This is a genomic window from Microbacterium sp., from assembly GCF_044508325.1.
GTDB lineage: Bacteria > Actinomycetota > Actinomycetes > Actinomycetales > Microbacteriaceae > Microbacterium.
This window is the reverse complement of sequence record NZ_JBIQHX010000010.1, coordinates 61,306-80,878: the sequence shown is the minus strand read 5'-3', so window position 1 is coordinate 80,878 and position 19,573 is coordinate 61,306. Positions and strand designations below refer to the sequence as shown.

General features: G+C 71.9%; 22 protein-coding genes. 7 read left to right on the top strand and 15 right to left on the bottom strand.

Annotated features, from left to right (window positions below; genetic code table 11):
* Positions 1-15: 15 nt before the first annotated feature.
* Entirely contained in the window at positions 16-2,121 is a 2,106-nt protein-coding gene (locus ACIWQI_RS10050) for a S9 family peptidase (RefSeq protein ID WP_396657111.1), read from the bottom strand.
* A 51-nt stretch (positions 2,122-2,172) separates the two neighbouring features.
* On the opposite strand from ACIWQI_RS10050, the gene ACIWQI_RS10045 reads away from it, so the two are divergent.
* A complete protein-coding gene (locus ACIWQI_RS10045) occupies positions 2,173-2,670 on the top strand; it encodes a tetratricopeptide repeat protein (RefSeq protein WP_396657109.1) in 498 nt (165 codons plus the stop codon).
* Here the strand turns inward: ACIWQI_RS10045 and ACIWQI_RS10040 are convergent.
* Positions 2,631-3,323, bottom strand: a complete 693-nt coding sequence (locus tag ACIWQI_RS10040; RefSeq protein WP_396657107.1) for a lipoate--protein ligase family protein — start codon at positions 3,321-3,323, stop codon at positions 2,631-2,633. The genes ACIWQI_RS10045 and ACIWQI_RS10040 overlap by 40 nt on opposite strands.
* A gap of 100 nt (positions 3,324-3,423) precedes the next feature.
* Between ACIWQI_RS10040 and ACIWQI_RS10035 the strand changes: the two genes are divergently transcribed.
* Positions 3,424-3,765, top strand: a complete 342-nt coding sequence (locus ACIWQI_RS10035) for a TfoX/Sxy family protein (protein ID WP_396657169.1) — start codon at positions 3,424-3,426, stop codon at positions 3,763-3,765.
* Positions 3,766-3,790: 25 nt separating this feature from the next.
* On the opposite strand, the gene ACIWQI_RS10030 is transcribed toward ACIWQI_RS10035, so the two are convergent.
* A complete protein-coding gene (locus ACIWQI_RS10030; RefSeq protein ID WP_396657105.1) occupies positions 3,791-4,405 on the bottom strand; it encodes a cyclodeaminase/cyclohydrolase family protein in 615 nt (204 codons plus the stop codon).
* Complete coding sequence (locus ACIWQI_RS10025) at positions 4,392-4,628, bottom strand: hypothetical protein (protein ID WP_396657103.1); 237 nt, start codon at positions 4,626-4,628, stop codon at positions 4,392-4,394. Before ACIWQI_RS10025 ends, ACIWQI_RS10030 begins: the two co-directional genes overlap by 14 nt.
* A gap of 164 nt (positions 4,629-4,792) precedes the next feature.
* On the opposite strand from ACIWQI_RS10025, the gene ACIWQI_RS10020 reads away from it, so the two are divergent.
* Positions 4,793-6,022, top strand: coding sequence for an MFS transporter (locus tag ACIWQI_RS10020; protein ID WP_396657101.1), 1,230 nt, complete (start codon positions 4,793-4,795; stop codon positions 6,020-6,022).
* 4 nt (positions 6,023-6,026) lie between these two features.
* On the opposite strand, the gene ACIWQI_RS10015 is transcribed toward ACIWQI_RS10020, so the two are convergent.
* Complete coding sequence (locus ACIWQI_RS10015; RefSeq protein ID WP_396657099.1) at positions 6,027-6,437, bottom strand: MmcQ/YjbR family DNA-binding protein; 411 nt, start codon at positions 6,435-6,437, stop codon at positions 6,027-6,029.
* Between the two features lie 72 nt (positions 6,438-6,509).
* Between ACIWQI_RS10015 and ACIWQI_RS10010 the strand changes: the two genes are divergently transcribed.
* On the top strand, positions 6,510-7,658 hold the full coding sequence (locus ACIWQI_RS10010) for an NAD(P)-binding domain-containing protein (protein WP_396657097.1): 1,149 nt from the start codon (positions 6,510-6,512) through the stop codon (positions 7,656-7,658).
* 12 nt (positions 7,659-7,670) lie between these two features.
* Here the strand turns inward: ACIWQI_RS10010 and ACIWQI_RS10005 are convergent, their stop codons facing one another.
* From ACIWQI_RS10005 to ACIWQI_RS09970, 8 genes are read right to left on the bottom strand one after another with little or no spacing between them, the layout of a single operon-like run.
* Positions 7,671-8,000, bottom strand: coding sequence for a DUF2249 domain-containing protein (locus ACIWQI_RS10005; RefSeq protein ID WP_396657095.1), 330 nt, complete (start codon positions 7,998-8,000; stop codon positions 7,671-7,673).
* A 14-nt stretch (positions 8,001-8,014) separates the two neighbouring features.
* Positions 8,015-8,713: a substrate-binding domain-containing protein gene (locus ACIWQI_RS10000; protein WP_396657093.1), complete on the bottom strand. Its 699-nt coding sequence runs from the start codon at positions 8,711-8,713 to the stop codon at positions 8,015-8,017.
* A complete protein-coding gene (locus ACIWQI_RS09995; RefSeq protein WP_396657091.1) occupies positions 8,710-9,696 on the bottom strand; it encodes an aldo/keto reductase in 987 nt (328 codons plus the stop codon). The genes ACIWQI_RS10000 and ACIWQI_RS09995 overlap by 4 nt, the downstream gene beginning before the upstream one ends.
* Positions 9,693-10,649, bottom strand: a complete 957-nt coding sequence (locus ACIWQI_RS09990) for a Gfo/Idh/MocA family oxidoreductase (RefSeq protein ID WP_396657089.1) — start codon at positions 10,647-10,649, stop codon at positions 9,693-9,695. Before ACIWQI_RS09990 ends, ACIWQI_RS09995 begins: the two co-directional genes overlap by 4 nt.
* Before the next feature lie 50 nt (positions 10,650-10,699).
* Positions 10,700-12,067 carry a protocatechuate 4,5-dioxygenase subunit alpha/beta gene (locus ACIWQI_RS09985; protein WP_396657087.1) on the bottom strand — a complete coding sequence of 456 codons (1,368 nt, stop codon included), beginning with the start codon at positions 12,065-12,067 and terminating at the stop codon, positions 10,700-10,702.
* 1 nt (position 12,068) lies between these two features.
* Complete coding sequence (locus ACIWQI_RS09980; protein ID WP_396657085.1) at positions 12,069-13,025, bottom strand: amidohydrolase family protein; 957 nt, start codon at positions 13,023-13,025, stop codon at positions 12,069-12,071.
* Complete coding sequence (ligK, locus tag ACIWQI_RS09975; protein WP_396657083.1) at positions 13,025-13,717, bottom strand: 4-carboxy-4-hydroxy-2-oxoadipate aldolase/oxaloacetate decarboxylase; 693 nt, start codon at positions 13,715-13,717, stop codon at positions 13,025-13,027. The genes ACIWQI_RS09980 and ligK overlap by 1 nt, the downstream gene beginning before the upstream one ends.
* Before the next feature lie 34 nt (positions 13,718-13,751).
* Positions 13,752-14,789, bottom strand: coding sequence for an amidohydrolase family protein (locus tag ACIWQI_RS09970; RefSeq protein WP_396657081.1), 1,038 nt, complete (start codon positions 14,787-14,789; stop codon positions 13,752-13,754).
* A gap of 159 nt (positions 14,790-14,948) precedes the next feature.
* On the opposite strand from ACIWQI_RS09970, the gene ACIWQI_RS09965 reads away from it, so the two are divergent.
* On the top strand, positions 14,949-15,842 hold the full coding sequence (locus tag ACIWQI_RS09965) for a LysR family transcriptional regulator (protein ID WP_396657079.1): 894 nt from the start codon (positions 14,949-14,951) through the stop codon (positions 15,840-15,842).
* A gap of 10 nt (positions 15,843-15,852) precedes the next feature.
* Here ACIWQI_RS09965 and ACIWQI_RS09960 read toward each other — a convergent pair whose 3' ends face one another.
* Positions 15,853-16,509 (bottom strand): nucleotidyltransferase domain-containing protein, encoded by a 657-nt coding sequence (locus ACIWQI_RS09960; RefSeq protein ID WP_396657077.1) that lies wholly within the window; start codon positions 16,507-16,509, stop codon positions 15,853-15,855.
* A 120-nt stretch (positions 16,510-16,629) separates the two neighbouring features.
* Between ACIWQI_RS09960 and ACIWQI_RS09955 the strand changes: the two genes are divergently transcribed.
* Together ACIWQI_RS09955 and ACIWQI_RS09950 are read left to right on the top strand one after the other, a co-directional pair.
* The gene (locus ACIWQI_RS09955) at positions 16,630-17,346 is read left to right on the top strand and encodes a thermonuclease family protein (RefSeq protein ID WP_396657075.1); all 717 of its coding nucleotides are present in this window, start codon (positions 16,630-16,632) and stop codon (positions 17,344-17,346) included.
* 71 nt (positions 17,347-17,417) lie between these two features.
* Complete coding sequence (locus ACIWQI_RS09950) at positions 17,418-18,065, top strand: hypothetical protein (RefSeq protein ID WP_396657074.1); 648 nt, start codon at positions 17,418-17,420, stop codon at positions 18,063-18,065.
* Here ACIWQI_RS09950 and ACIWQI_RS09945 read toward each other — a convergent pair.
* Positions 18,049-19,542: an MFS transporter gene (locus ACIWQI_RS09945; protein ID WP_396657072.1), complete on the bottom strand. Its 1,494-nt coding sequence runs from the start codon at positions 19,540-19,542 to the stop codon at positions 18,049-18,051. The two genes, ACIWQI_RS09950 and ACIWQI_RS09945, sit on opposite strands and share 17 nt — an antisense overlap.
* Between the last annotated feature and the right edge of the window lie 31 nt (positions 19,543-19,573).

Sequence of the window (19,573 nt, the reverse complement as noted above, 5' to 3'; positions counted from 1 at the left end):
GGCCGGCGCCGCGCGTCAGCCCAGCGCCTCCGGGCGCTCCCACTCCTCGCCCCGCACATGCCGGCCGAGGAACCCGAACACCGTCTGGTACCAGACGACGGCGTGCTGGGGCTTGAGCACCCAGTGGTTCTCGTCGGGGAAGTACAGGAACCGGTGCACGATCGAGCCGTCCTCGGCGGCGAAGTGCTCGTTGAGCTCGGACCACAGCCGCAGGCTCTCCCCGATCGGCACCCGGTAGTCACGATCGCCGTGGATCACCAGCAGCGGAGTGCGGATGTCTCGCACGAAGCGGTGCGGATCGTTCTCGACCATGCCCTCGGGTGTGAAGACGCGCTGCCAGTACGACGAGCTGTCGGTGGTTCCCGAGAACTGGTCGAGCGCCCACAGGCTGGCGTGCGTGACGATCGCACGGAACCGGTCGGTGTGTCCGGCGATCCAGTTCGCCATGTACCCGCCGAACGACCCGCCCATGGCGGCGGTACGGGTCTGGTCGATGTCGTCGCGCGCCTCGACGGCGTCCGTGATCGCCATGAGGTCGGTGTAGGGCTTGCCGCCCCAGCTGTTCCAGCCGCGGGCGATGAAGTCCAGCCCGTATCCCGTGGACAGCGCAGGGTCGGGAAGCAGCACGGCATAGCCGCGGGCGACGGCGAGGTTCGGGTTCCACCGCCAGCTCCACGCGTTCCACGAATTGAGCGGACCGCCGTGGATCCACAGCAGCAGCGGTGCGGGGTCGTCGGCCGAGGCGCCGTCCGGCAGCAGCAGCCAGCCGCGCACGCGCACGCCGTCCTCGGCGGTGGTCTCGACCTCGGTGATCGTGCCGGGCGTCTCGGGCAGCGCCGTCGGATTCGCCAGCGGCGAGACGGCGCCGTCGCGGGCGATGCGCACCGGGTGCGGCGGGACGACCCACGACGAGCGCAGCGCCACGAGTTCGCCGGTCGCACGGTCGACGTGCACGTCGGTGTAGGTGAAGTCGTCGTGGGTGAGCTGCTCGACGGGTGCGCCGTCGAGCGGGATGCGGAAGACCGGCCCCCGGCCGTCCTGATCGGCGGTCACGATGAGCGCGGTGTCGTCGGCGTCGAAGGCGAGGCCGGTCGGCCAGCGGTCCCACCCCTCGGCGACGCGGCGCGGATCCGCCCCGTCGACGCCCGCGACCCACAGCTCGATGTCGGCCGGAGCGGCGGGGGAGCCGAAGCCCGCACGCACGTACGCGACGAGCGCGCCGTCGTGGCTGATGACGGGAGCTTCGAAATAGGTGCTGGGCTCGTCGAAGAGGGTCGTGCGCGTGCCGTCGGCGGTGTCGATCGCGACGAGGCTGTACCGGGCGTCGCGGCCCTGCGGAACGCGCAGCGATGCGATGAGGATCGCGCCGTCGGGGGTCAGCGCGGCACCGGCGATGTCGGCCGACCGCCCCGGCTTCGGCGTGAGGTCGGTGGGGCGGGGAAGAGTCGCAGGGTAGGGGGCGGGGGCATCCTCGTCCTTCTCGTCGCCGTCCTCGTCACCGTCGGCGCCGGCTTCGTCCTCGACGGCGACCGCCGCGATCGTGTCGGCGAGCCCGTCGAGTTCGAGGGTGAGCAGGTGCGGCTCGGCCGGCCCGAGGTCGTGATCCCAGAACCGCACCGGGTAGCCCTCGTGCAGGATCGCCGACACCTTGAGCTTCTTGCGGGCGGCGCGCAGCTTCGCGTCCGCCTCGATGCTGTCCGCCGAGGGCAGCAGGTCGGCCGCCACGACGATGCGATCGGATGCCTCGGCCGTCGCCGCGATGCCCGAGACGCCGCCGGCCAGCCGCGTCGCCGGGCGGGCTTCGCCGCCGGCGGCGGGCAGCACCCAGAGCTGACCCGACTCGTCGTCTTCCTCGGCATCGCTGTCCGGGCGGGCGCTGACGAACAGGACGTCGCCGCCGGGCAGGAACGCCGCGCCGGCCTCGCCCTTGGCCGACCGGGTGAGGCGCCGCGGCGCTCCGGAGCCGTCGGCGGCGACCTCCCACAGCGAGCGCTCGTAGGCGGTCTTGTCCTTCTTGAGCGCGGCGACGGTCAGCACCACGCGGGTGCCGTCGGGCGAGAGCGCGAGGGCTTCGATGCGAGGAAGGGCGATGTACTCGTCGAGCGAGTCAGGGGATGGCATGGGTCAACGCTACGCGGTCGGCGGTCGTGAACCTGCTGTCACACTGAGAGTGTGAGCACCGACGACTGGGATCAGAGGATCGACGATTTCTACGCGCACGAGTTCGACGAGACCGATCCGGCGGCGGCCATCGCCCGGATGCGAGCCCTCGTCGCGGAGAGACCGGACGGCGACGCGGCCGCGCTGTTCGAGCTGGGTGGCGTGCACGATGCGCTGGGGCTCGAGCACGAGGCGATCGACCATTATCGGCGGGCGATCTCGGCGGGGCTCGAGGGTGAGCGCGCGACCCGCGTGCACATCCAGCTGGCCAGCACGCTGCGAAACGTCGGCGCCGCCGCCGAGGCCGTCTCGATCCTCGAGGCGATGCCGGCCGGGGGCGCGGACGACGATGCGCGGCAGGCCATCCTCGCGCTGGCGCTGTTCGACGAGGGACGGTACGGGGATGCGCTGCGCACCGCCCTGCTGGCGCTCATCCCCACCCTCGACGGCTACCGCAGGTCGCTCGCCGGCTACGCCGCCGAGCTGCCGTCGGGCGGAAGAGAGACGTAGTCGACGTCGACGACGCCGTCCGCGGCGAAGCGCTCTGCGATGCGCGACGCGACCTCGGCCGCGGTGAGCCCGGGCACGGTGTCGGCGAGGGCGCCGATCGTGGAGACGTCCACGATCTGACCGAGCGCGTCGGCCACCCGCGCCGTCACGTCGCGCAGCGCCGCGACGGGGCCGACCTGGACCACCGAGCTCACCAGCCACGCACCGCGCGCGACGCGCTGCGCGGTGCCGCTGAGCTTGACCTGCCCGGCCCGGTTCACGCTGTGCGCACCGGGGCAGTACTCGCCCGCCACCTCGCCGAGGCGCGCGTCGATGCCGCACGACGCGAACACCTCGGCGAGCATCGCCGCGTGGCGGTCGAACCGTTCGCCGGGCCACTCGCCGCCCGGTGACCAGCCGAACTCGTCGACGACGAGGCTCCCCTCATGCAGCGGGGCGAACGTGCCGCCGACGGGGCGCACGGCGGCGGCGAAGCCGTGCGCGCGAGCCACCGCCACGGCGCGAGTGAACCCGGCCAGGCGCTCATCGCGGCGGCTGAACGCGATGGCGCGGGGCGGGCGGGCGATCCGAAGCCTCCGACCCGGGCGGGCCGCCTCGCGCAGCCCGTCGAGGGTGGGCCGCACGTGCGCGAACAGGTCGTCGGCCGGGGGCATGGCCCCGAGCGTACCGGTGCGCGTGCGCGACAGGCGGCGCGGGGGGTATCGTCCCTTCAGCGGGTCCGGCGAGTCGGCCTGCGAGGATCACGGGGTGGCCATGGACGAGAAGCGCGCCGAGCTGGCCGACCGCGTCCGCGCGCTGCTGGCCGACGAGCCGACGTGCGTTCAGAAGCGCATGTTCGGCAGCATCGCGTTCCTGGTCAACGGGCGGATCCTGGTGGGCACCTGGGGGGACGGCGACCTGCTCGTGCGCGTCGACCCGGGCCGCAGCGCCGACCTTCAGCTGCGCGACGGAGTCCGCCCCGCCGAGATGGGCGCCCAGCGCATGAGCATGGGCCCGGGATGGCTCGCCGTCGCCGCGTCGGCGATCGCCGACGACGCGGCCCTGCTGGAGTGGATCGACATCGCGCGCGAGTTCAACGCCGCGCAGCAGCCCTGACCCGCGTCCGGACTCGAGCCCGCCATCACGGCCTCGAGGATCCGGCACCCTCCGCTCCGGCACCCCGCTCGAACTCGTCGCCGACGGCGGCCAGCGCCGCGAGCGCCTCCTCGCTCCCGTCGCCGGCCTCGCGGTGCGCCTGGGCGAGTTCGATGTCCGCCCGCAGATTCACCAGGGCTCCGCGGATGCCGGCCGCCACCGCGGCGGCGGCGACCGCCGTGTCGGCGGCGAGATTCGGGTTGCCGACGGCTTCGACCACGCGCAGCTCGGCCCGCAGCGCCGCCCCGACGTCGGCGAGCTCGACCGATGTTCCGGCCGCCGCGATCGCCGCCGCGCGCACGCGGGCACTGCGCCCGGGATGCTCGGGCTCAGCGAGAGCGGCCCCGAGCTCGGACGAGCGGATGCCGTCGACCTCCGCCGCGGCGAGCGCCCGTGCCCGTCGCGCCAGCACGCGGTGGCCCGCCTCCTGGGCTCGCTCATCGTCGGGCGTGTAGGCGGTCACCATGTGCAGCAGCGACGCGCCCATGGCGATGATCACGCCGCAGGCGGCTCCGCCACCCGGTGCACCGGTCGGCTGCGCGAGACGATCGAGCCACGCATCCAGGGGCATCGACAGCGGCGGTTTCTCACCCGTCGCCATCGTCGTCCATCGTGCCTTCGCGCGCCGCCTGCTCGTCGGCGGCGGCGCTGTCGATCAGACGATCGTCCAGATCGGGGTCGAGCGGCCGCTCGTCGTCGTCGCCGTCGACGTCGAGCTCGGTGTCTTCGCGTGGATCGCGGTCGATCTCGCCGTCGTACGCATCGTCGTCGTACGCGTCGTCGCCCTCGAGCGGCGGGACCAGGGGTCCTGGGGGGTTCGACATGGGGCCTCCTCGTGCCGGGCCGCCGCGGCTGGGCCGCGAGGCGCTCCTGCAGGCACAGTACGTACGGTCGGCAGTCGCGGGAATGGGCTTGCACCGCCCGGCCGCGCACGGTAGCGGCGAGCCACGGCCGACGTCGAGCGCACCCCGTGTGCGAGCATCGGGGGGTGACCGACAACCCGACGGCCGAGCCCACCGGCACCGGGTTCGGTCGATTCTGGAGCGCGGGCACCCTCAGCGCCCTGGGCACCGCACTGACCGCGGTGGCCCTCCCCGTCCTGCTGGTCGACGACCTCGCCGCCGACACCCTGCAGGTGGGCATCGTCAACGCCGCGCAGTTCGCACCGTACGCCGCCCTCGGGCTGCTCGCCGGCGTGTGGGTCGACCGGTGGCGTCGCCGGCCGACGCTCGTGATCGCCAGCCTCGGACGCGCCGCCTCCCTGGGAGCCATCCCGGTGCTGTGGGCGCTCGGCGTCCTCGAGGTGTGGAGCCTCGCCGCGCTCATGCTCGTGTTCGGCGGCTTCTCGGTCTTCGGCTTCGCCGCATCGCAGTCGCTGCTGCCCCGCATCGTGCCGCGCACGGCACTGCTGGCCGCCAACGCGCGACTCGACCAGGGCGAGGCCGCGGCGCAGACGGGCGGCCCGACGCTCGGTGGGGCGCTGGTGGGCTGGCTCGGAGCGCCCGTCACGATCCTCGTCGACGCGGTCACCTACGTCGTCGACGCGCTCCTGGTGGCGACGATCCGCACGAACGAGGAACGGAGGCCGCGACGGCGGCGGCGGATCGCGGCCGAAGCGGCCGAGGGGCTGCGCGCCACCTACCGGCATCCTTCGCTCGGACCGCTCGCCGTCTCGACGCACGTCTGGTTCGTCGCCAATGCGGCAGCGCTCACGATCCTGGCGGTGCTCGCGCTGCGGACGATGGCGTTCGATCCCCTCCTCTACGGGCTGCTGTTCACCGTCGCGGGCGTCACCGCGCTGATCGGCGCGACGCTTGCGGCACGGGCGGGCATCCGCTTCGGACAGGGTCCGGTCATCGTCGCGGCGCGTGCCGCATACCCGGTGGCATGGACGCTCGTGGCGATCGCACCGGCGCTCGATCGCCCGTTCGGCATCGCCGTCGTGTTCGCGGCGCTGGCGCTGCACGGGCTGGCGGGCGGCTTCGAGAACGCGAACGAGCTGAGCTACCGCCAGCTCGTGACCGGCGACGAGCTGCTCGGCCGGGTCAGTGCCACGATGCGCTCGGCCAACCGCACGATGGCGGTCGTCGGGGCCCTCGGCGGAGGAGCGCTGGCCGCCTGGGCGGGTGAGGGCGTCGCGCTGGTCGCGGTGATCGCGCTGTTCGCGGCCGCACTGCTGATCGGCGCACTCACGCCGCTGCGCCGCGCCCGGGCGTGAAGGGCTACCGCGCGTCGAGCATGCGGACGAGCCGGCGAGGCGCGGTGGCGCGATACGACGCGTCGAGCAGTTCCGCGACCTCGGCCCAGTCGGTGTCGTCGCCCAGGTCGATGCCGAGCCAGCCAGCGGGTCCGAGGTACTTCGGCACCCAGAACCGACGGTCCTGCCGCAGCGCGGGCTCGTCGTCCGGGTCGGGCTTCACGATGATCGCGTGATCATGCCGACGCGGCTCGCCTTCGCCCTCGTCCTCGCTCTCGCGCCGCGGCATCCCGCCGTAGTAGCAGAACACCTTCTGCGTGAAGAACGCCGGCCGGCCATGGCTGACCTTCACGGCCGCCTCCGGCAGCGCGAGAGCGAGGTCGCGCACGCGGGCGAGCATCGGATCATCGTCGTCGAACATGATCGGATGCGACATTCCGACAGGCTAGCGTTCGCGACCGCCTGTCCGCGCCGGAATCCCCGCCCCTGCGCAGGCGTTGCACCCATCATGCAGCCCGTCGACGTCCTCGCGATCGGCGCGGGGCAGGCGGGTCTGTCGGCAGCGCACCATCTGCAGCGCCGGGGGTTCGTGCCGGTGCCCCGCGCAGAGGCCGGCGACCGCACGTTCGTCGTGCTCGACGCGGAGCGGGCTCCCGGCGGAGCGTGGCAGCACCGCTGGCAGTCGCTGAAGATGGGCACGATCAACGGCATCTACGAGCTGCCCGGCTTCGAGGTGCCCGCCGCCGACCCTGCCGCATCGAGCCGCGACGTGCTGCCCGCGTACTTCGCCGCCTACGAGGAGCGGTTCGGACTCGCCGTCCAGCGCCCGGTCCGCGTACACGCGGTGCGGCGCCCCGAGGCCGGCGACGGCGAGGCCGTGCGGGACTCCCTTATCGTGGAGACGGATGCCGGCACCTGGTCGGCCGGTCACGTCATCAACGCCACCGGCACCTGGACGCGCCCGTTCCTCCCGCACTACCCCGGCATGGAGACATTCCGTGGACGGCATGTCCACGTGAAGGACTACGTGTCGGCGGAGGAGTTCGCCGGCAAGCGGGTCGTCGTCGTCGGCGCGGGGATCTCGGCGACCCAGCTCCTCGAGGAGATCTCGCGGGTGGCCGACACCTTCTGGGTGACCCGCCGCGAGCCGGTCTGGCTCGACGACCTCCCGCCCGATCACCTCGCCGCTGCGGTGGCGCGCGTCGAGGAGCGCGTCCGCCAGGGGCTCCCGGCGCAGAGCGTCGTGCGGGTGACCGGAATGCATCGGGCTCCGTGGGTGCGGCGGGCCGAGGAGCGGGGCGTGCTGGTGCGGCATCCCATGTTCACCGCGATCGAGGAGCACGGCGTGCGCATGCCCGACGGCTCGTTCGAGCGCGCCGACGTCATCCTCTGGGCGACGGGCTTCCGCGCCGAGCTCGCCCACCTCGCCCCGTTGCGCCTGCGGACGCCGCAGGGCGGTCTGCGCGTGCGCAACGGCAGGTCCCTCGACGAGCCGCGCCTGTTCGTCATCGGCTACGGGCCGTCGCAGTCCACGGTGGGCGCCAACCGCGCCGGGCGTGACGCGGTGCGCGCGATCGTCGCCGAGCCGGCTGCGTCGCAGACGACGGGGCGCCCGCACCGGAAGCCGCCGCTTCCCACCGTGGGAATCGCCGCGTGACGGGGACGCGGGTCAGGCCGTGCGGCGGATGAGGATGCGCCAGCGCTCCGGTCCGCGCTGACGGTACTCGGCCGCGAAGGCATCGCCGTGACGCGCCTCCAGCTGCGTCAGCAGCGGCACCGGGTCGTGCGTGGCGGAGATGATCAGCGCACCCCCGGGGATCAGCGACTCGAGCGCGCCGAAGATCGCCGCATGCCGGATCGCGTGCGGGATCGTCTGCACATCGAGCTCGGGGACACCCTCGTCGTGCTCGCCGCACGCGCACGCGTGCCCGGGCCTGTGGGAGTCGACGCGCTGGTCGACGGCCTCCTCGCGCGAGCGGTGGATCTCGATACCGGACATGCTGCTCCTTCCTCTCAGGGGGTGCCGAAGCTGTGCGCGGCCTTGACGGGCGCGACGGAATCGGACGCGAAGAGAGTCAGGATGCCGCGGGCAGCCGCCGCGTCTGCGGCAGCCGTGGCGACGGCGCCGGAGAAGACGGTGTCGATGGCGCAATCGCCGGGCATCACCCCGAGGATGCGCACGCCCGGCTGGCCGACCAGCTCGCTGAGCTGCTGGAAGCCCAGATCGACCTCGCCGTCGGCGAGGAGCTTGGCGACCGGGATGCCGGGGCGCGCCTGGACGAGCCGGTCGCCGACCTCGTCGGCCATCCCCCAGTCGTCGACCATGCGCACCAGCGCGGTGCCGCTGGGTCCGGTGGAGTAGCCGATGCGGGAGGCCGCGCGCAGCGCGGTGCGCACTCCCTCGGCGTCCGCGAAGGCCGCGCCGGCGGGACGCGTCGCGGGCTGGTCGGAGCCGGAGGGCACGGCGACCGCGACCTGCGACAGCAGCAGCGGCGTGACCGTGGCGGCGTCCACGTGACCGTCGGCGCCGAGTCGCTCGAGGGCGCCGGCGGCCAGGAACACGAGGTCGAACCGCTCGCCGGCCGCCACGCGCCGCGCGGCATCCACTCCCCCGACCGATTCGAAGCGCACCTCGGGCAGCCCCGCCTCGGCCGCCGCCGCGGCCAGATCTGCGAGCACATGGCGGGTGGCCATGGACGAGATGGCCTTCATGCCGCCTCGTCGAAGGTCTCGGCGTCGACCTCGGCGGAGCTTGCCGCGTTGTAGCGCGGACCCGACACGGTCGGGGTGTCGATGAGCTCGCCCGCCCGCTGCAGGATCGCCGGATCGACGACGAGGTCTGCCGCGGCCAGGTTCTCGCGCACGTGGCCGGCGTCGGTGGTGCCCGGGATCGCGACGACGTGGTCGCCGCGGGAGAGCACCCAGGCCAGGGCGAGCTGGGCGGGGGTGCAGCCGGCCTCTGCCGCGAGGGCCCGCCACGGAGGCAGGAGTGCGGCGTTGGCCGGCCAGTGCTCCGGCTGGAACCGGGGCATGTTCCGGCGGATGTCCTTCGGGGCGAACCGGTCCGGGTCGCCGACCCCGTCGGCGAGGAAGCCGCGCGCGACCGGTGAGAACGCGACCAGGGTGACGCCGGTCTCGCGGGTAGCCTCCAGCATCCCGAGCTCCGGATTGCGGCTCCACAGCGAGTACTCGTTCTGCACCGCCGCGATCGGGGCGACCTCCTGCGCCTCATGCAGGCGCGCGACCGACACCTCCGACAGGCCGATCGCGCCGATCTTGCCGGCGGCGACGGCTTCAGCGAGGGCTCCGACGCTCTCGCCGATGGGCACGCGGCGGTCCCAGCGGTGCAGGTAGTAGAGGTCGATGTGGTCGACGCCGAGCCGCTGCAGCGAGGCATCCACCTGCGCGCGAAGCGTCTGGGGGCGGCCGTCGATCGTCTTGACCCCGTCGACCGGTGCCATGCCCCCCTTGCTGGCGAGGACGATCTCGTCGCGGCGTGCGGGTCCGACCGCGGCGAGGGCGCGTCCGACGAGCTCCTCATTGCGGCCGCCGCCGTAGAGCGTCGCCGTGTCGAGCATGCGCACCCCTGCATCGAGGGCATCGCGCAGCACGGCCAGGCCGTCTTCCGGCGACGGGGGGACCCCGTAGGCGTGGCTCAGCGACATGCAGCCGAGGCCGATGCGCGGCAGCCTCACGCCAGCTGATCCTCGAGTGCGCCGAGCACGCGGTAGCAGTCGATGACCTGGCGGATCGACGAGTTCGGCTCGCGGCCCTCGCGGATCGCGGCGATGAACTCGCGGTCCTGCAGTTCGATGCCGTTCATGCTCACCGCGACCTGCGACACGTCGATCTGCTCGTCATGACCGGTGTACAGGTCGTCGTAGCGGGCGAGATAGGTGCCGGTGTCGCCGATGTAGCGGAAGAAGGTCCCGAACGGGCCCTCGTTGTTGAACGACAGGGACAGGGTGCAGATCGCGCCCGACTCGCTCCTGAGCAGGATCCCCATGTCCATGGCGATCCCCAGGTCCGGGTGGATCGGCCCCTGCATCGCCTTCGCCTCGACGATCCGGCCCGCCTGATAGGCGAACAGGTCGACGGTGTGGGCGGCGTGGTGCCACAGCAGGTGATCGGTCCACGAACGGGGCTCACCCTTGGCGTTGGTGTTCGTGCGGCGGAAGAAGTACGTCTGCACGTCCATCTGCTGCACCGCGAACTCGCCGCTGACGACCCGGTTGTGCACCCACTGGTGCGAGGGGTTGAACCGGCGGGTGTGGCCGACCATGGCGACGCGGTCCGACGCCTCGGCGGCGGCCAGCGTCGCCTCGGCGTCGGCCAGCGAGTCCGCCAGCGGGATCTCGACCTCGACGTGCTTGCCCGCGGCCAGCACGGCGCGGGTCTGGGCGGCGTGCTGCTGGGTCGGTGTGGCGAGGATCACCGCGTCGACGTCGTCGCGCTCGAGCACGGGCTCGAACCCGACGACGGCGTTCGGGACGCCGAACTCATCGGCGACGGCCTGCGCCTTCTCGGTCGAGGTGCCGGTGACGACCGTCACCTCGGCTTCGGGGATCTCGGCGAGTCCTTCGAGGTGCTTCCTGCCGAAGGCGCCGGTGGCGCCGACGACGGCGACCCGAACCCTGTCGTTCGTCATTCTGTCTCCTTGTGGGTCGATTGCTGCTCTCGGCTCATCAGGAGGCCGGCTCAGACGTGGGCGGGCTCCGGGACGTCCTCGCTCGCGGGCTGCGCATCCTGGCCGGGCACAGCGACCGGGTTCGAGATCACGAGGTGCCCGACCGCGGTGTTCGACGCCGGCACGTGGTAGAAGCGGTGGTCGACCACCGGGGCGCCGCCGCCGAACTGGTCGTCCATCGCGCCGCGGGCGATGAGCCAGTCGACGAGCTCGATGCCCTCCGAGCCCGCCTCGTCGACGTACTCGAGGTGGGGCCACTCGGTCAGGCCCAGCGGGTCGGCGATGAGGTGGTCGAGGAACGCGTTGTCCCACTCCTCGTTGATCAGGCCGGCGCGCGGACCCTGGAGCTGGTGGCTCATGCCGCCGGTGCCCCAGATCTGCACGTTGAGCTCGGGGCCGTCCCACTTGTCGAGGGCGCGGCGGATCGCCTTGCCCAGCTCGTAGCAGCGACGGCCGGACGGCACCGGGTACTGCACGACGTTGACCGGCAGCGGAATGACGCGGCACGGCCATTCTCCGTCCGCCGGGAGCTCGCCGAACGCGAGCGACAGCGGCACGGTGAGGCCGTGGTCGACGACCATCTCGTTGACGAGGGTCAGGTCGAAGTCGTCCTGGATGACCGACTGGGCGATGTGCGCCGCCAGCTCCGGGTAGCCGCGGACGTCGGGCACCGGACGGGGGCCGTAGCCCTCGTCGGCCACCGGGTAGTACTCCCCCGTTCCCAGCACGAACGTCGGGATGATGTTGGAGTCGAACGCCGTGGCGTGGTCGTTGTAGACGAGGATGATGACGTCAGGCGTGTTCTCCTTCATCCACTTGCGGGTCCAGGTGTAGCCGTCGAAGACCTTCTTCCAGTACGGCTCCTCGGTCTTGCCCAGGTCCATCGCCGCGCCGATCGCCGGCACGTGCGAGGTGAACAGCGCCGAGGTGAACCTCGCGGGAGGGTTCTCGCGCATGGTCTCGGCCTTCTCGCCCGGCTCCGGGGGCGTCCAGCCGTCGAGGTCCTTGAGGCGGTTCCCCTTCGGGCTGCGACCGCCGTTGACCATCATGTCCCGGTATGCCGCCTCCGACATACCGGTCATCGAGCCCGCCATCTGCTGGAAGCTGAGCCCGTGGGTGGCGCCGAGCTTGGCGAGGAAGTAGATGTTGCCGCCCTCGCGCATGCAGGCATTGAGGTCGAGGTCGAGCACCGCCTGCTTCTGCGCGTCGCTGAGCGGCCACTCCTCGAGGTACGCCTCGCGGTCCGCGAGGTACCGCTCACGGTTCTCGGGCTTCATGAACGACATGCAGAACTGGTTGAGGTGGTAGCCCTTGCGGGCCTGCTCGGCATCGAAGATGATCGTGCCGGGGATGTCCTTGTACGGCTTGTCGAGTGCCATGTCATGCTCCTTCTTGCCAGTAGAGGCGTCGAGGGTTGTCCACGAGCAGCTTCCGCTGCAGTTCGGGTGTCTGTGCGATGTGGGGGATGTAGTCGACCAGCAGCCCGTCGTCCGGCATGTGGTCCTTGAGGTTGGGGTGCGGCCAATCCGTGCCCCACAGCACCCGGTCGGGGAACTCCTCGACGACGCGTCGCGCGAACGGGACGACGTCAGTGTAAGCGCGCTGCTCGCCGTTCAGGGCGCGAGGACCGGTGACTGAGAGTCGTTCGGGGCACGACACCTTGCACCACACATTCGGGTTCTCCCGCAGGAACCGCAGGAAGAGCCCGAACTCGGGTCCGTCCGGGTCCTTGGTGACATCGGGCCGGCCCATGTGGTCCACGACCACGTCGGTGGGGATCGCCGAGAAGAAGTCGTACAGCTCGGGCAGATCCTCGGCCTCGAAGTAGATGACGACGTGCCACCCGAGCGGGGCGATCTTGGCGACGATCTCGTCGAGGGAGTCGGTGGGGACCCGGTCCACGAGGCGCTTGACGAAGTTGAACCGGACTGCGCGCACCCCGGCCTCGTGCAACTCGCGCAGCTGCTCCTCGGTGACATCGCGGCGGACGGTGGCCACGCCGCGCGCCCGCCCGTCGCTGCGCTGCAGCGCATCGACGAGCGCCCGGTTGTCCGCGCCGTGGCAGGTGGCCTGCACGATGACGTTGCGGTCGAAGCCGAGGTGGTCGCGCAGCGCGAAGAGCTGCGCGGCCGACGCGTCGCACGGGGTGTACTTGCGCTCCGGGGCATAGGGGAACTGCGCCCCGGGCCCGAACACGTGGCAGTGCGCGTCGACGGCGCCCTCGGGCAGCCGGAAGGTGGGCGTGCTCGGCCCGTCGTACCAGTCCAGCCAGCCAGGCGTCTTCTCGAATCCACCGGTTACGGTCCCCGAGCCGGTCGAGGGGTCTCCGTGCGCCATCAGTCCTCCACGTACTCCAGGCCCGCCGCGGCCAGGGGCTCGCGCATGCCGTAGATGTCGAGGCCGAGCACTCCCTCGCGGAACTTCTGCCGCTTGGCCTCTTCGTTCTCCTCCCGGGTGCGGGATGCCTCGGCCACCCGCGCGACCAGCTCGCCGGGGACGACGACCACGCCGTCCACGTCCGCGACGACGACGTCGCCGGGGTTGACGAGGGCGTTGGCGACCACCACCGGGACGTTCACCGAGCCGATCGTCGCCTTCACGGTCCCCTTGGCGTTGATCGCCCGTGAGAAGACCGGGAAGTCCATCTTCTCGAGGTCGGCCACGTCGCGCACACCGCCGTCGATGACCAGGCCGCGGCAGCCGCGGGCGGTGAGCGAGGTGGCCAGCAGCTCGCCGAAGAAGCCGTCCTCGCTCTCGGTCGTGCAGCCGGCGACGAGCACGTCGCCGTCCTGCACCTGCTCGGCGGCGACGTGCAGCATCCAGTTGTCTCCGGGCTGCAGCAGCACGGTGACAGCCGGTCCGCACAGCTTCGCCCCGGTGTAGACGGGCCGGATGTACGGGCGCATGAGGCCGACGCGGCCCATCGCCTCGTGGATGGTGGCGACGCCGTACTTCGAGAGCTCGGCGACATCGGCCGGGTCGGGCCGCTCGATGCGGGTGCGGACGATCCCGAGGTTGTTCAGGCGCATTCTCTTCTCCTCGTGGGTGGTTCGGGTGCCGGTCTCAGAGACCTCGGGCGGCGAGCGCGCGATCCAGGCGCGGGTAGACGCGACGCGCGTTCCCCTCGAAGACCTGGGCTCGCTGCGCGTCGTCGAGGTTGGGCGTGGCGTCGACGTAGCGCTTGGTGTCGTCGAAGTAGTGGCCGGCGCGCGGGTCGACGCTGCGGACCGCGCCGATCATCTCGCTGGCGAACAGGATGTTCTCCGCCGGCACGATCTCGGTGAGCAGGTCGATGCCCGCCTGGTGGTAGACGCACGTGTCGACGTACACGTTGCCGAGGAGGTACTCCTCCAGCTCCGGCTTGCCCAGCGCCATGGCCAGACCCCGGAACCGGCCCCAGTGGTAGGGGATCGCGCCGCCGCCGTGCGGGATGACGAGCTTGAGGTCGGGGAAGTCGGCGAACAGGGTGTCGCCCCCGCGGATCAGCTGCATGAACGCGGTGGTGTCGGCGTTGAGGTAGTGGTCTCCGGTCGTGTGCATGACCTCGGGCAGGCACGTCGTGGACACGTGCACCATCGCGGGGATCTCGTACTCGACGAGCTTCTCGTAGATCGGGTACCACGCGCGGTCGGTGATCGGTGGCGCCGTCCACCTGCCCGCGGACGGGTCGGGGTTCAGGTTCACGGTGACCGCACCCAGCTCTTCGACGGCGCGGGTCAGCTCGTCGACGCTCGTGGCGGGATCGGCGCCCGGCGACTGGGGCAGCATGGCGCCCATCAGGAAGCGGTCGGGGAACAGCTCGCTGACGCGGGCGCACAGGTCGTTGCAGATGCGCGCCCACGTCTGGCTGACGGCGAGGTCGCCGATGTGGTGCGCCATGAACGAGGCACGCGGACTGAAGACGGTGACGTCGCTGCCGCGGTCGTTCATGAGCCGGAGCTGGTTCGCCTCGATGCTCTCGCGGATCTCGTCGTCGCTGATCTGCAGCGTCGCGGGGTCGGGTGCTTCGCCCTGCCCGTTCGCCGCAGCGATCTGAAGGTCGCGCCACGCCCCCAGCGGCGCAGGGGCGGTCGTGTAGTGGCCGTGGATGTCGATGATCATCGCGAGTCCTTGTCCCTCGGGGCTCTCTCGGGTGCATCGGCGCACTCCTGCTTCGCCCGAATGGGCGCCCGCGCCGGATGTCGTCGCTTGAACTCTAAGCCGCCCCGCGGGTGTGGTCCAATAGATGTACGATGCGTTCTCGATAGATGGGATCGATGGATGCCGCTGGCCGACCTGAATCAGCTGCGCACCTTCGTCGTGCTCTACGAGGTGCGCAGCGTGACCGCCGCCGCCGAGCGCCTGCAGGTGACGCAGCCGACCGTGAGCTACACGCTCGCCCGGCTGCGGGAGCGCTTCGGCGACGAGCTGTTCCGCCGCGAAGGCCACGTCATGGTGCCCACCTCCAAGGCCACGCAGCTGTTCGGCCCCCTCCATGAGGCGCTCGCCCAGATCGACGCGACGGTGAGCACACCCGACGCGTTCGACCCGGGGAGCTTCAGCGGCGAGCTGACCCTGGGGCTCACCTCGATCGGCGAGCAGACCTTCCTCCCCTCGATCATGGCCGCGCTCGCGCGCGAGGGAGCCGTCCCGCATCTGCAGGTGGAGCGTCTGGACGCGGACCAGGTCGAGGACGGCCTCGTGCGAGGCGCGATCGACCTCGCCATCACGGTGTCGGTGCTGGAGTCGCCGCGCCTGTGGCGCACGCGGGTGCGCGGGGTCGAGTACGTGGCCCTCTCCTCCGGCGCGCACCCGCTTCCGCGGACGGGGCCCCGGATGTTCGACGGGCGTCGCTTCGTGCGGGTCTCCTCGCGAGGCGGGCATGTGTACCCGCTTCAGGCCCTCGTCGAGCACGGGCTCATGCCGCAGGTCGCGCTCACCGTCGAGGAGTACGCGACCGTCCCGGCCGTGCTCGAGGCGACCGATCTGGTGGTGCTCCTGCCGCGGCATGTCGCAGAGGTGTTCGGCGGCTGGTTCCCCGGACTGCGCATCGCCGAGCTGCCGTGGCCCGGCCACAGCACGCCGGTCGCTCTCTACACGCGCCGCGAGGCCAGTCTCTCGCCGGCCCAGCGCTGGTTCCGCTCTGTCGTGCTCGACGCCCTGCCCACCGATTAGGCGGTCGCACCTACTCCTGGCTGCGCCGGCGGTTCCAGCTCGCCTTGGCCGGCGCGAACGGACTGCGGACGTGGATCGACCACGACGAGTGCGGGTGGATCGAGAGGATCGCCCGCTCGTACCAGGCCCGCGCCTGGTCGGGCAGCTCCGGGAGCACCGCGTCCTTGTCGAGGTCGTCCTCCGGTCGCGGGCGCAGCGCCTTGAAGACCAGCTGCACCTCGGGCGCGCCGGTGGGGATGCCGTCGACGTCGAGCACGGCGCGGTCCCAGGGCAGCTGCAGCCGCGGGTCCCGGCGGTACAGCCACACCCGGTCGGTGCCGTCCTCGACGTTCACCTGCAGCACCCAGGCACCGGCCGCGTCGTCGTGGATCCGCACCGGCTGCAGATCCGCGTCGGGGGACGCGCTGGCCCAGGCGATCACTCCGTCGCCGTCGGGAGCCCAGGCGCTGTACCCGGCAGGCAGGCTCTCGACCAGCGCGGCCAGGTCGGCGGCGGTCGTGCTGACGTCGGTGTTCGGGTGCTCGCGGATGGCACGGCCCAGCCACCGCTCGAGCGCGACGCCGCCGGACAGCCACCAGCGAGCGGACGTCCCCGCCAGCAGCTCTGCGACCCCCTCGGGGTCGAGCGGCTCCCAGCGGGTCGCACTGGTCGGAGCGGAGGAGGGCATGAGACGAGGCTACCCCGCGCGCGGGTGGGTCCCCTTCCGCGCGGCCGGCCGCCGCCCCGGCGCGCTACAGTCTGAGCAGGTCCCGGAACTGGGGTTCGGGACGGGACAGGGGAAGCACCCGTGACTTTCGTGCGCCTGCTGCGATCGGCAGCCGTGGCGACAGTGATCGCCGTCGCGATGGCGGGCTGCGCATCCGGCACGGCGACGCCGCCAGCGGCTCCCTCCCCGACCGATGCGGAGGGCGTCGCGTTCGTCCCCGTCGTCGACGGCGACACGGTCGAGACCAGTGCGGGCACGGTCCGACTCATCGGGATCGACACCCCCGAGCGCGGCGAGTGCGGCGACGGGGAGGCATCCGCCGCAATCTCGCGCCTGCTCGCCGCCGGCGATCCCGTCTCCCTGGAGCTGCCGGCCGGCCAGAACGATCGCGACCGGCACGGGCGGCTGCTCCGCTACGTCACCACGCCCGCGGGGGTCGACCTCGGACTCATGCAGCTGGAGTCGGGGAATGCCGTGGCCAGGTACGACTCCACCGACGGCTACCCCGCGCACCCCCGCGAGCAGGCGTATCACGCGGCGCAGACCGCGACCTCCGGACCCGACGGCTCGGTCGTGACGACCTCGTGCCGGACGGCGGCCCCCGGCACGACCGCCCCGGACGAAGACCCGTGGTGGATGAGCTACTCCTCGTGCTCGAAGCTCAAGAAGAACACGGTGGGCGATCCCACCGGGCCCTTCCGCAAGGACGATCCATCCCAGGCCGACATCTACGACTGGTTCGCGTCGGGCACCGGGAACAACGGCGACGGCGACGACGACGGCCTCGCCTGCGAATAGCGGTATGGTGACCGCGAGCGTTCGACGGGATCACCCGGCGGGCGCTCTCGCGCACGATCAGGAGGCATGCCATGCGCTGGGCCGTCGTCCGTCAGCTCTCTGTGATCGCCGCCCTGGCGCTGGTCGCGGTGATCCTCTGGATCGACATCGCGACCGGGCTGTGGAAGGACTACGTGATCCTGTCCGGGCTCGCCGCCGGCGTGGTCACCTTCATCCTGACCGCCCTCATCGTCGACCGCGTCATCGCCCGGTCGACCCACCGGCGCTGGGCGCCGGTCACGCGGCTCGCTCTCACCGACATGCTGCACGCCCTCGCCGACGACGACGCGAGCGAGGTCGCCCGCGGCAGGATCGTGCCCCGGCTCATCGAGCCCATCGGGCCCCACGCCTCCGCCGAGTCGCTGACCGCACTGCGCCACGCGATCGTCGACGAGCGACGGCTGCTCGCCGGCGCGATCGCGCTGTGGTCGACCTTCCTCGCCTCGAGCGCCGACGCGACCGAGGTGCTCGATCAGGCCGCCGAGATCGCCGAACGCCTCGATCTGATCCGGGATGCCGCGCTCGAGGCCGAGACGGCGGGATCACCCGTGCAGGTCGCCGAGCTCAACGCCGAGATCGGACGCTTCAACGTCGCGGTCGAGGCGCTCGTGTCGGAGCTGCGCCGCCAGGTCGCCGCCACCGATCGGCTGGCGCAGGCGCCCGTCATCCCTGGTCGGTGACCTCGCCGGTCGGACGACGCCGCCGCCGCGCGGTGAGATCGAGCAGACCGAGCAGGAACGCCAGCGCGACGAACAGGGCGCACGCGACCATCCCGTACGCGTAGGCGTCGTGGTAGATGACGTGGGCGGATGCCGTGCCCTGCTCCTCGCGGTAGATCGTCGCGTAGAACAGCGACAGCGCGACCGCCGTGCCGATGGACGTGCCCACCCGTTGGCCGAGCTGGCCCACCGATCCGGCCAGCCCGCCGCGTCTGACCGGGATCTCCTCGAGGGTGAGAGTCTGATTCGGCGAGATCACGACCCCTCCGGCGAAGCCCGCGACGGCCATGATGCCGGCCATGACCCAGCCGACGCCGTCGGCCGGCACGTAGAGGGCGGCCGCGGTCAGTGCGACGATGCTCACGAGCACCCCGACCAGACCCCACACCACGAGAGCGCGCCCGTAGCGGGCCACGAGGTGCCCGCTGATCCACGAGGCGACAGAGCTCGCCAGCGCGAACCCGATCGTCACCATGCCGGCGTACAGCGCCGACATGCCGAGGCCGATCTGCAGGAAGAGGGTGGTGAGCAGGAACACCGGCGGCAGCGCCGTGAGGTACGCGGTCATGATGAGCGTGCCGTTGCGGTACGACGAGACGCGGAACAGGCGCAGCGGGATGAGCGGAGCGCGTCCGCGCGACTCGTAGCGCCGCTCCCACGCGATGAACGCGGCCGCACAGACGACGAACACCACCAGCAGCCACCAGCGGCGCGGATCGTCGTCGGGCGAGCCGGTGGTGAACAGGAACGGCCACATGAGGGCGACGACCGCGAGCCCGAACAGCAGCACTCCGACCGGGTCGAGCTCGAGCCGCGTGGTGGACGGATGCCGGGTCGCCGGCAGCAGGAACGCCGCCAGCGCGATCGCGACCAGGCAGAGGGGGATGTTCATCCAGAAGATCCAGCGCCATCCGTCGGCGGCACCGCCCAGCTCGATCAGCAGCCCGCCGAGGGTCGGCCCGAACGCCGTCGAGATCCCGATGATCGCCCCGAACATGCCGAACGCACGGCCGCGCGCCGCCCCGTGGAACAGCTCCTGGATGAGACCGATCACCTGGGGCATCTGGATGCCGGCGGCAACGCCCTGCAGCAGACGCCCGACGAGGAGCATCTCGCTGCTGACGGCGACCGCGCACATCAGGCTCGTGGCCGTGAACAGCGCGAGGCCGACGAGGAACAGCAGCCGTCGCGACCGCTGGTCGCCGATGCGGCCCATCGGCACCAGCACCAGCCCGAAGGTGAGCACATAGCCCGAGACGATGAGCTGCAGATCGGTCGACGTCGAACCCAGCGCCACCTCGATCGACGGCAGGGCGACGTTGACCTTCGACAGATCGAGGATCGTGAGCGCGGCCACGGCGACGCACACCCAGAACGCCCGCCAGCGCTGCGGCTCGCTGAGCGGAATCGACCGCGTCGGCGGTGGCGGTGTGGACATGAACTCTCGCACCTTCCCGTGCACGGCAGCA

Coding starts and splice junctions, on each gene's coding strand:
- ACIWQI_RS09985 (WP_396657087.1), bottom strand. CDS start 12,067: ATGGCACTCGACAAGCCGTACAAGGACATCCCCGGCACGATCATCTTC.
- ACIWQI_RS10015 (WP_396657099.1), bottom strand. CDS start 6,437: ATGTCGCATCCGATCATGTTCGACGACGATGATCCGATGCTCGCCCGC.
- ACIWQI_RS10010 (WP_396657097.1), top strand. CDS start 6,510: ATGCAGCCCGTCGACGTCCTCGCGATCGGCGCGGGGCAGGCGGGTCTG.
- ACIWQI_RS10035 (WP_396657169.1), top strand. CDS start 3,424: ATGGACGAGAAGCGCGCCGAGCTGGCCGACCGCGTCCGCGCGCTGCTG.
- ACIWQI_RS09980 (WP_396657085.1), bottom strand. CDS start 13,025: ATGGCGCACGGAGACCCCTCGACCGGCTCGGGGACCGTAACCGGTGGA.
- ACIWQI_RS09960 (WP_396657077.1), bottom strand. CDS start 16,509: ATGCCCTCCTCCGCTCCGACCAGTGCGACCCGCTGGGAGCCGCTCGAC.
- ACIWQI_RS10000 (WP_396657093.1), bottom strand. CDS start 8,713: ATGAAGGCCATCTCGTCCATGGCCACCCGCCATGTGCTCGCAGATCTG.
- ACIWQI_RS10030 (WP_396657105.1), bottom strand. CDS start 4,405: ATGGCGACGGGTGAGAAACCGCCGCTGTCGATGCCCCTGGATGCGTGG.
- ACIWQI_RS09970 (WP_396657081.1), bottom strand. CDS start 14,789: ATGATCATCGACATCCACGGCCACTACACGACCGCCCCTGCGCCGCTG.
- ligK (WP_396657083.1), bottom strand. CDS start 13,717: ATGCGCCTGAACAACCTCGGGATCGTCCGCACCCGCATCGAGCGGCCC.
- ACIWQI_RS09965 (WP_396657079.1), top strand. CDS start 14,949: ATGCCGCTGGCCGACCTGAATCAGCTGCGCACCTTCGTCGTGCTCTAC.
- ACIWQI_RS10005 (WP_396657095.1), bottom strand. CDS start 8,000: ATGTCCGGTATCGAGATCCACCGCTCGCGCGAGGAGGCCGTCGACCAG.
- ACIWQI_RS09950 (WP_396657074.1), top strand. CDS start 17,418: ATGCGCTGGGCCGTCGTCCGTCAGCTCTCTGTGATCGCCGCCCTGGCG.
- ACIWQI_RS10025 (WP_396657103.1), bottom strand. CDS start 4,628: ATGTCGAACCCCCCAGGACCCCTGGTCCCGCCGCTCGAGGGCGACGAC.
- ACIWQI_RS10050 (WP_396657111.1), bottom strand. CDS start 2,121: ATGCCATCCCCTGACTCGCTCGACGAGTACATCGCCCTTCCTCGCATC.
- ACIWQI_RS10040 (WP_396657107.1), bottom strand. CDS start 3,323: ATGCCCCCGGCCGACGACCTGTTCGCGCACGTGCGGCCCACCCTCGAC.
- ACIWQI_RS09990 (WP_396657089.1), bottom strand. CDS start 10,649: ATGACGAACGACAGGGTTCGGGTCGCCGTCGTCGGCGCCACCGGCGCC.
- ACIWQI_RS09945 (WP_396657072.1), bottom strand. CDS start 19,542: ATGTCCACACCGCCACCGCCGACGCGGTCGATTCCGCTCAGCGAGCCG.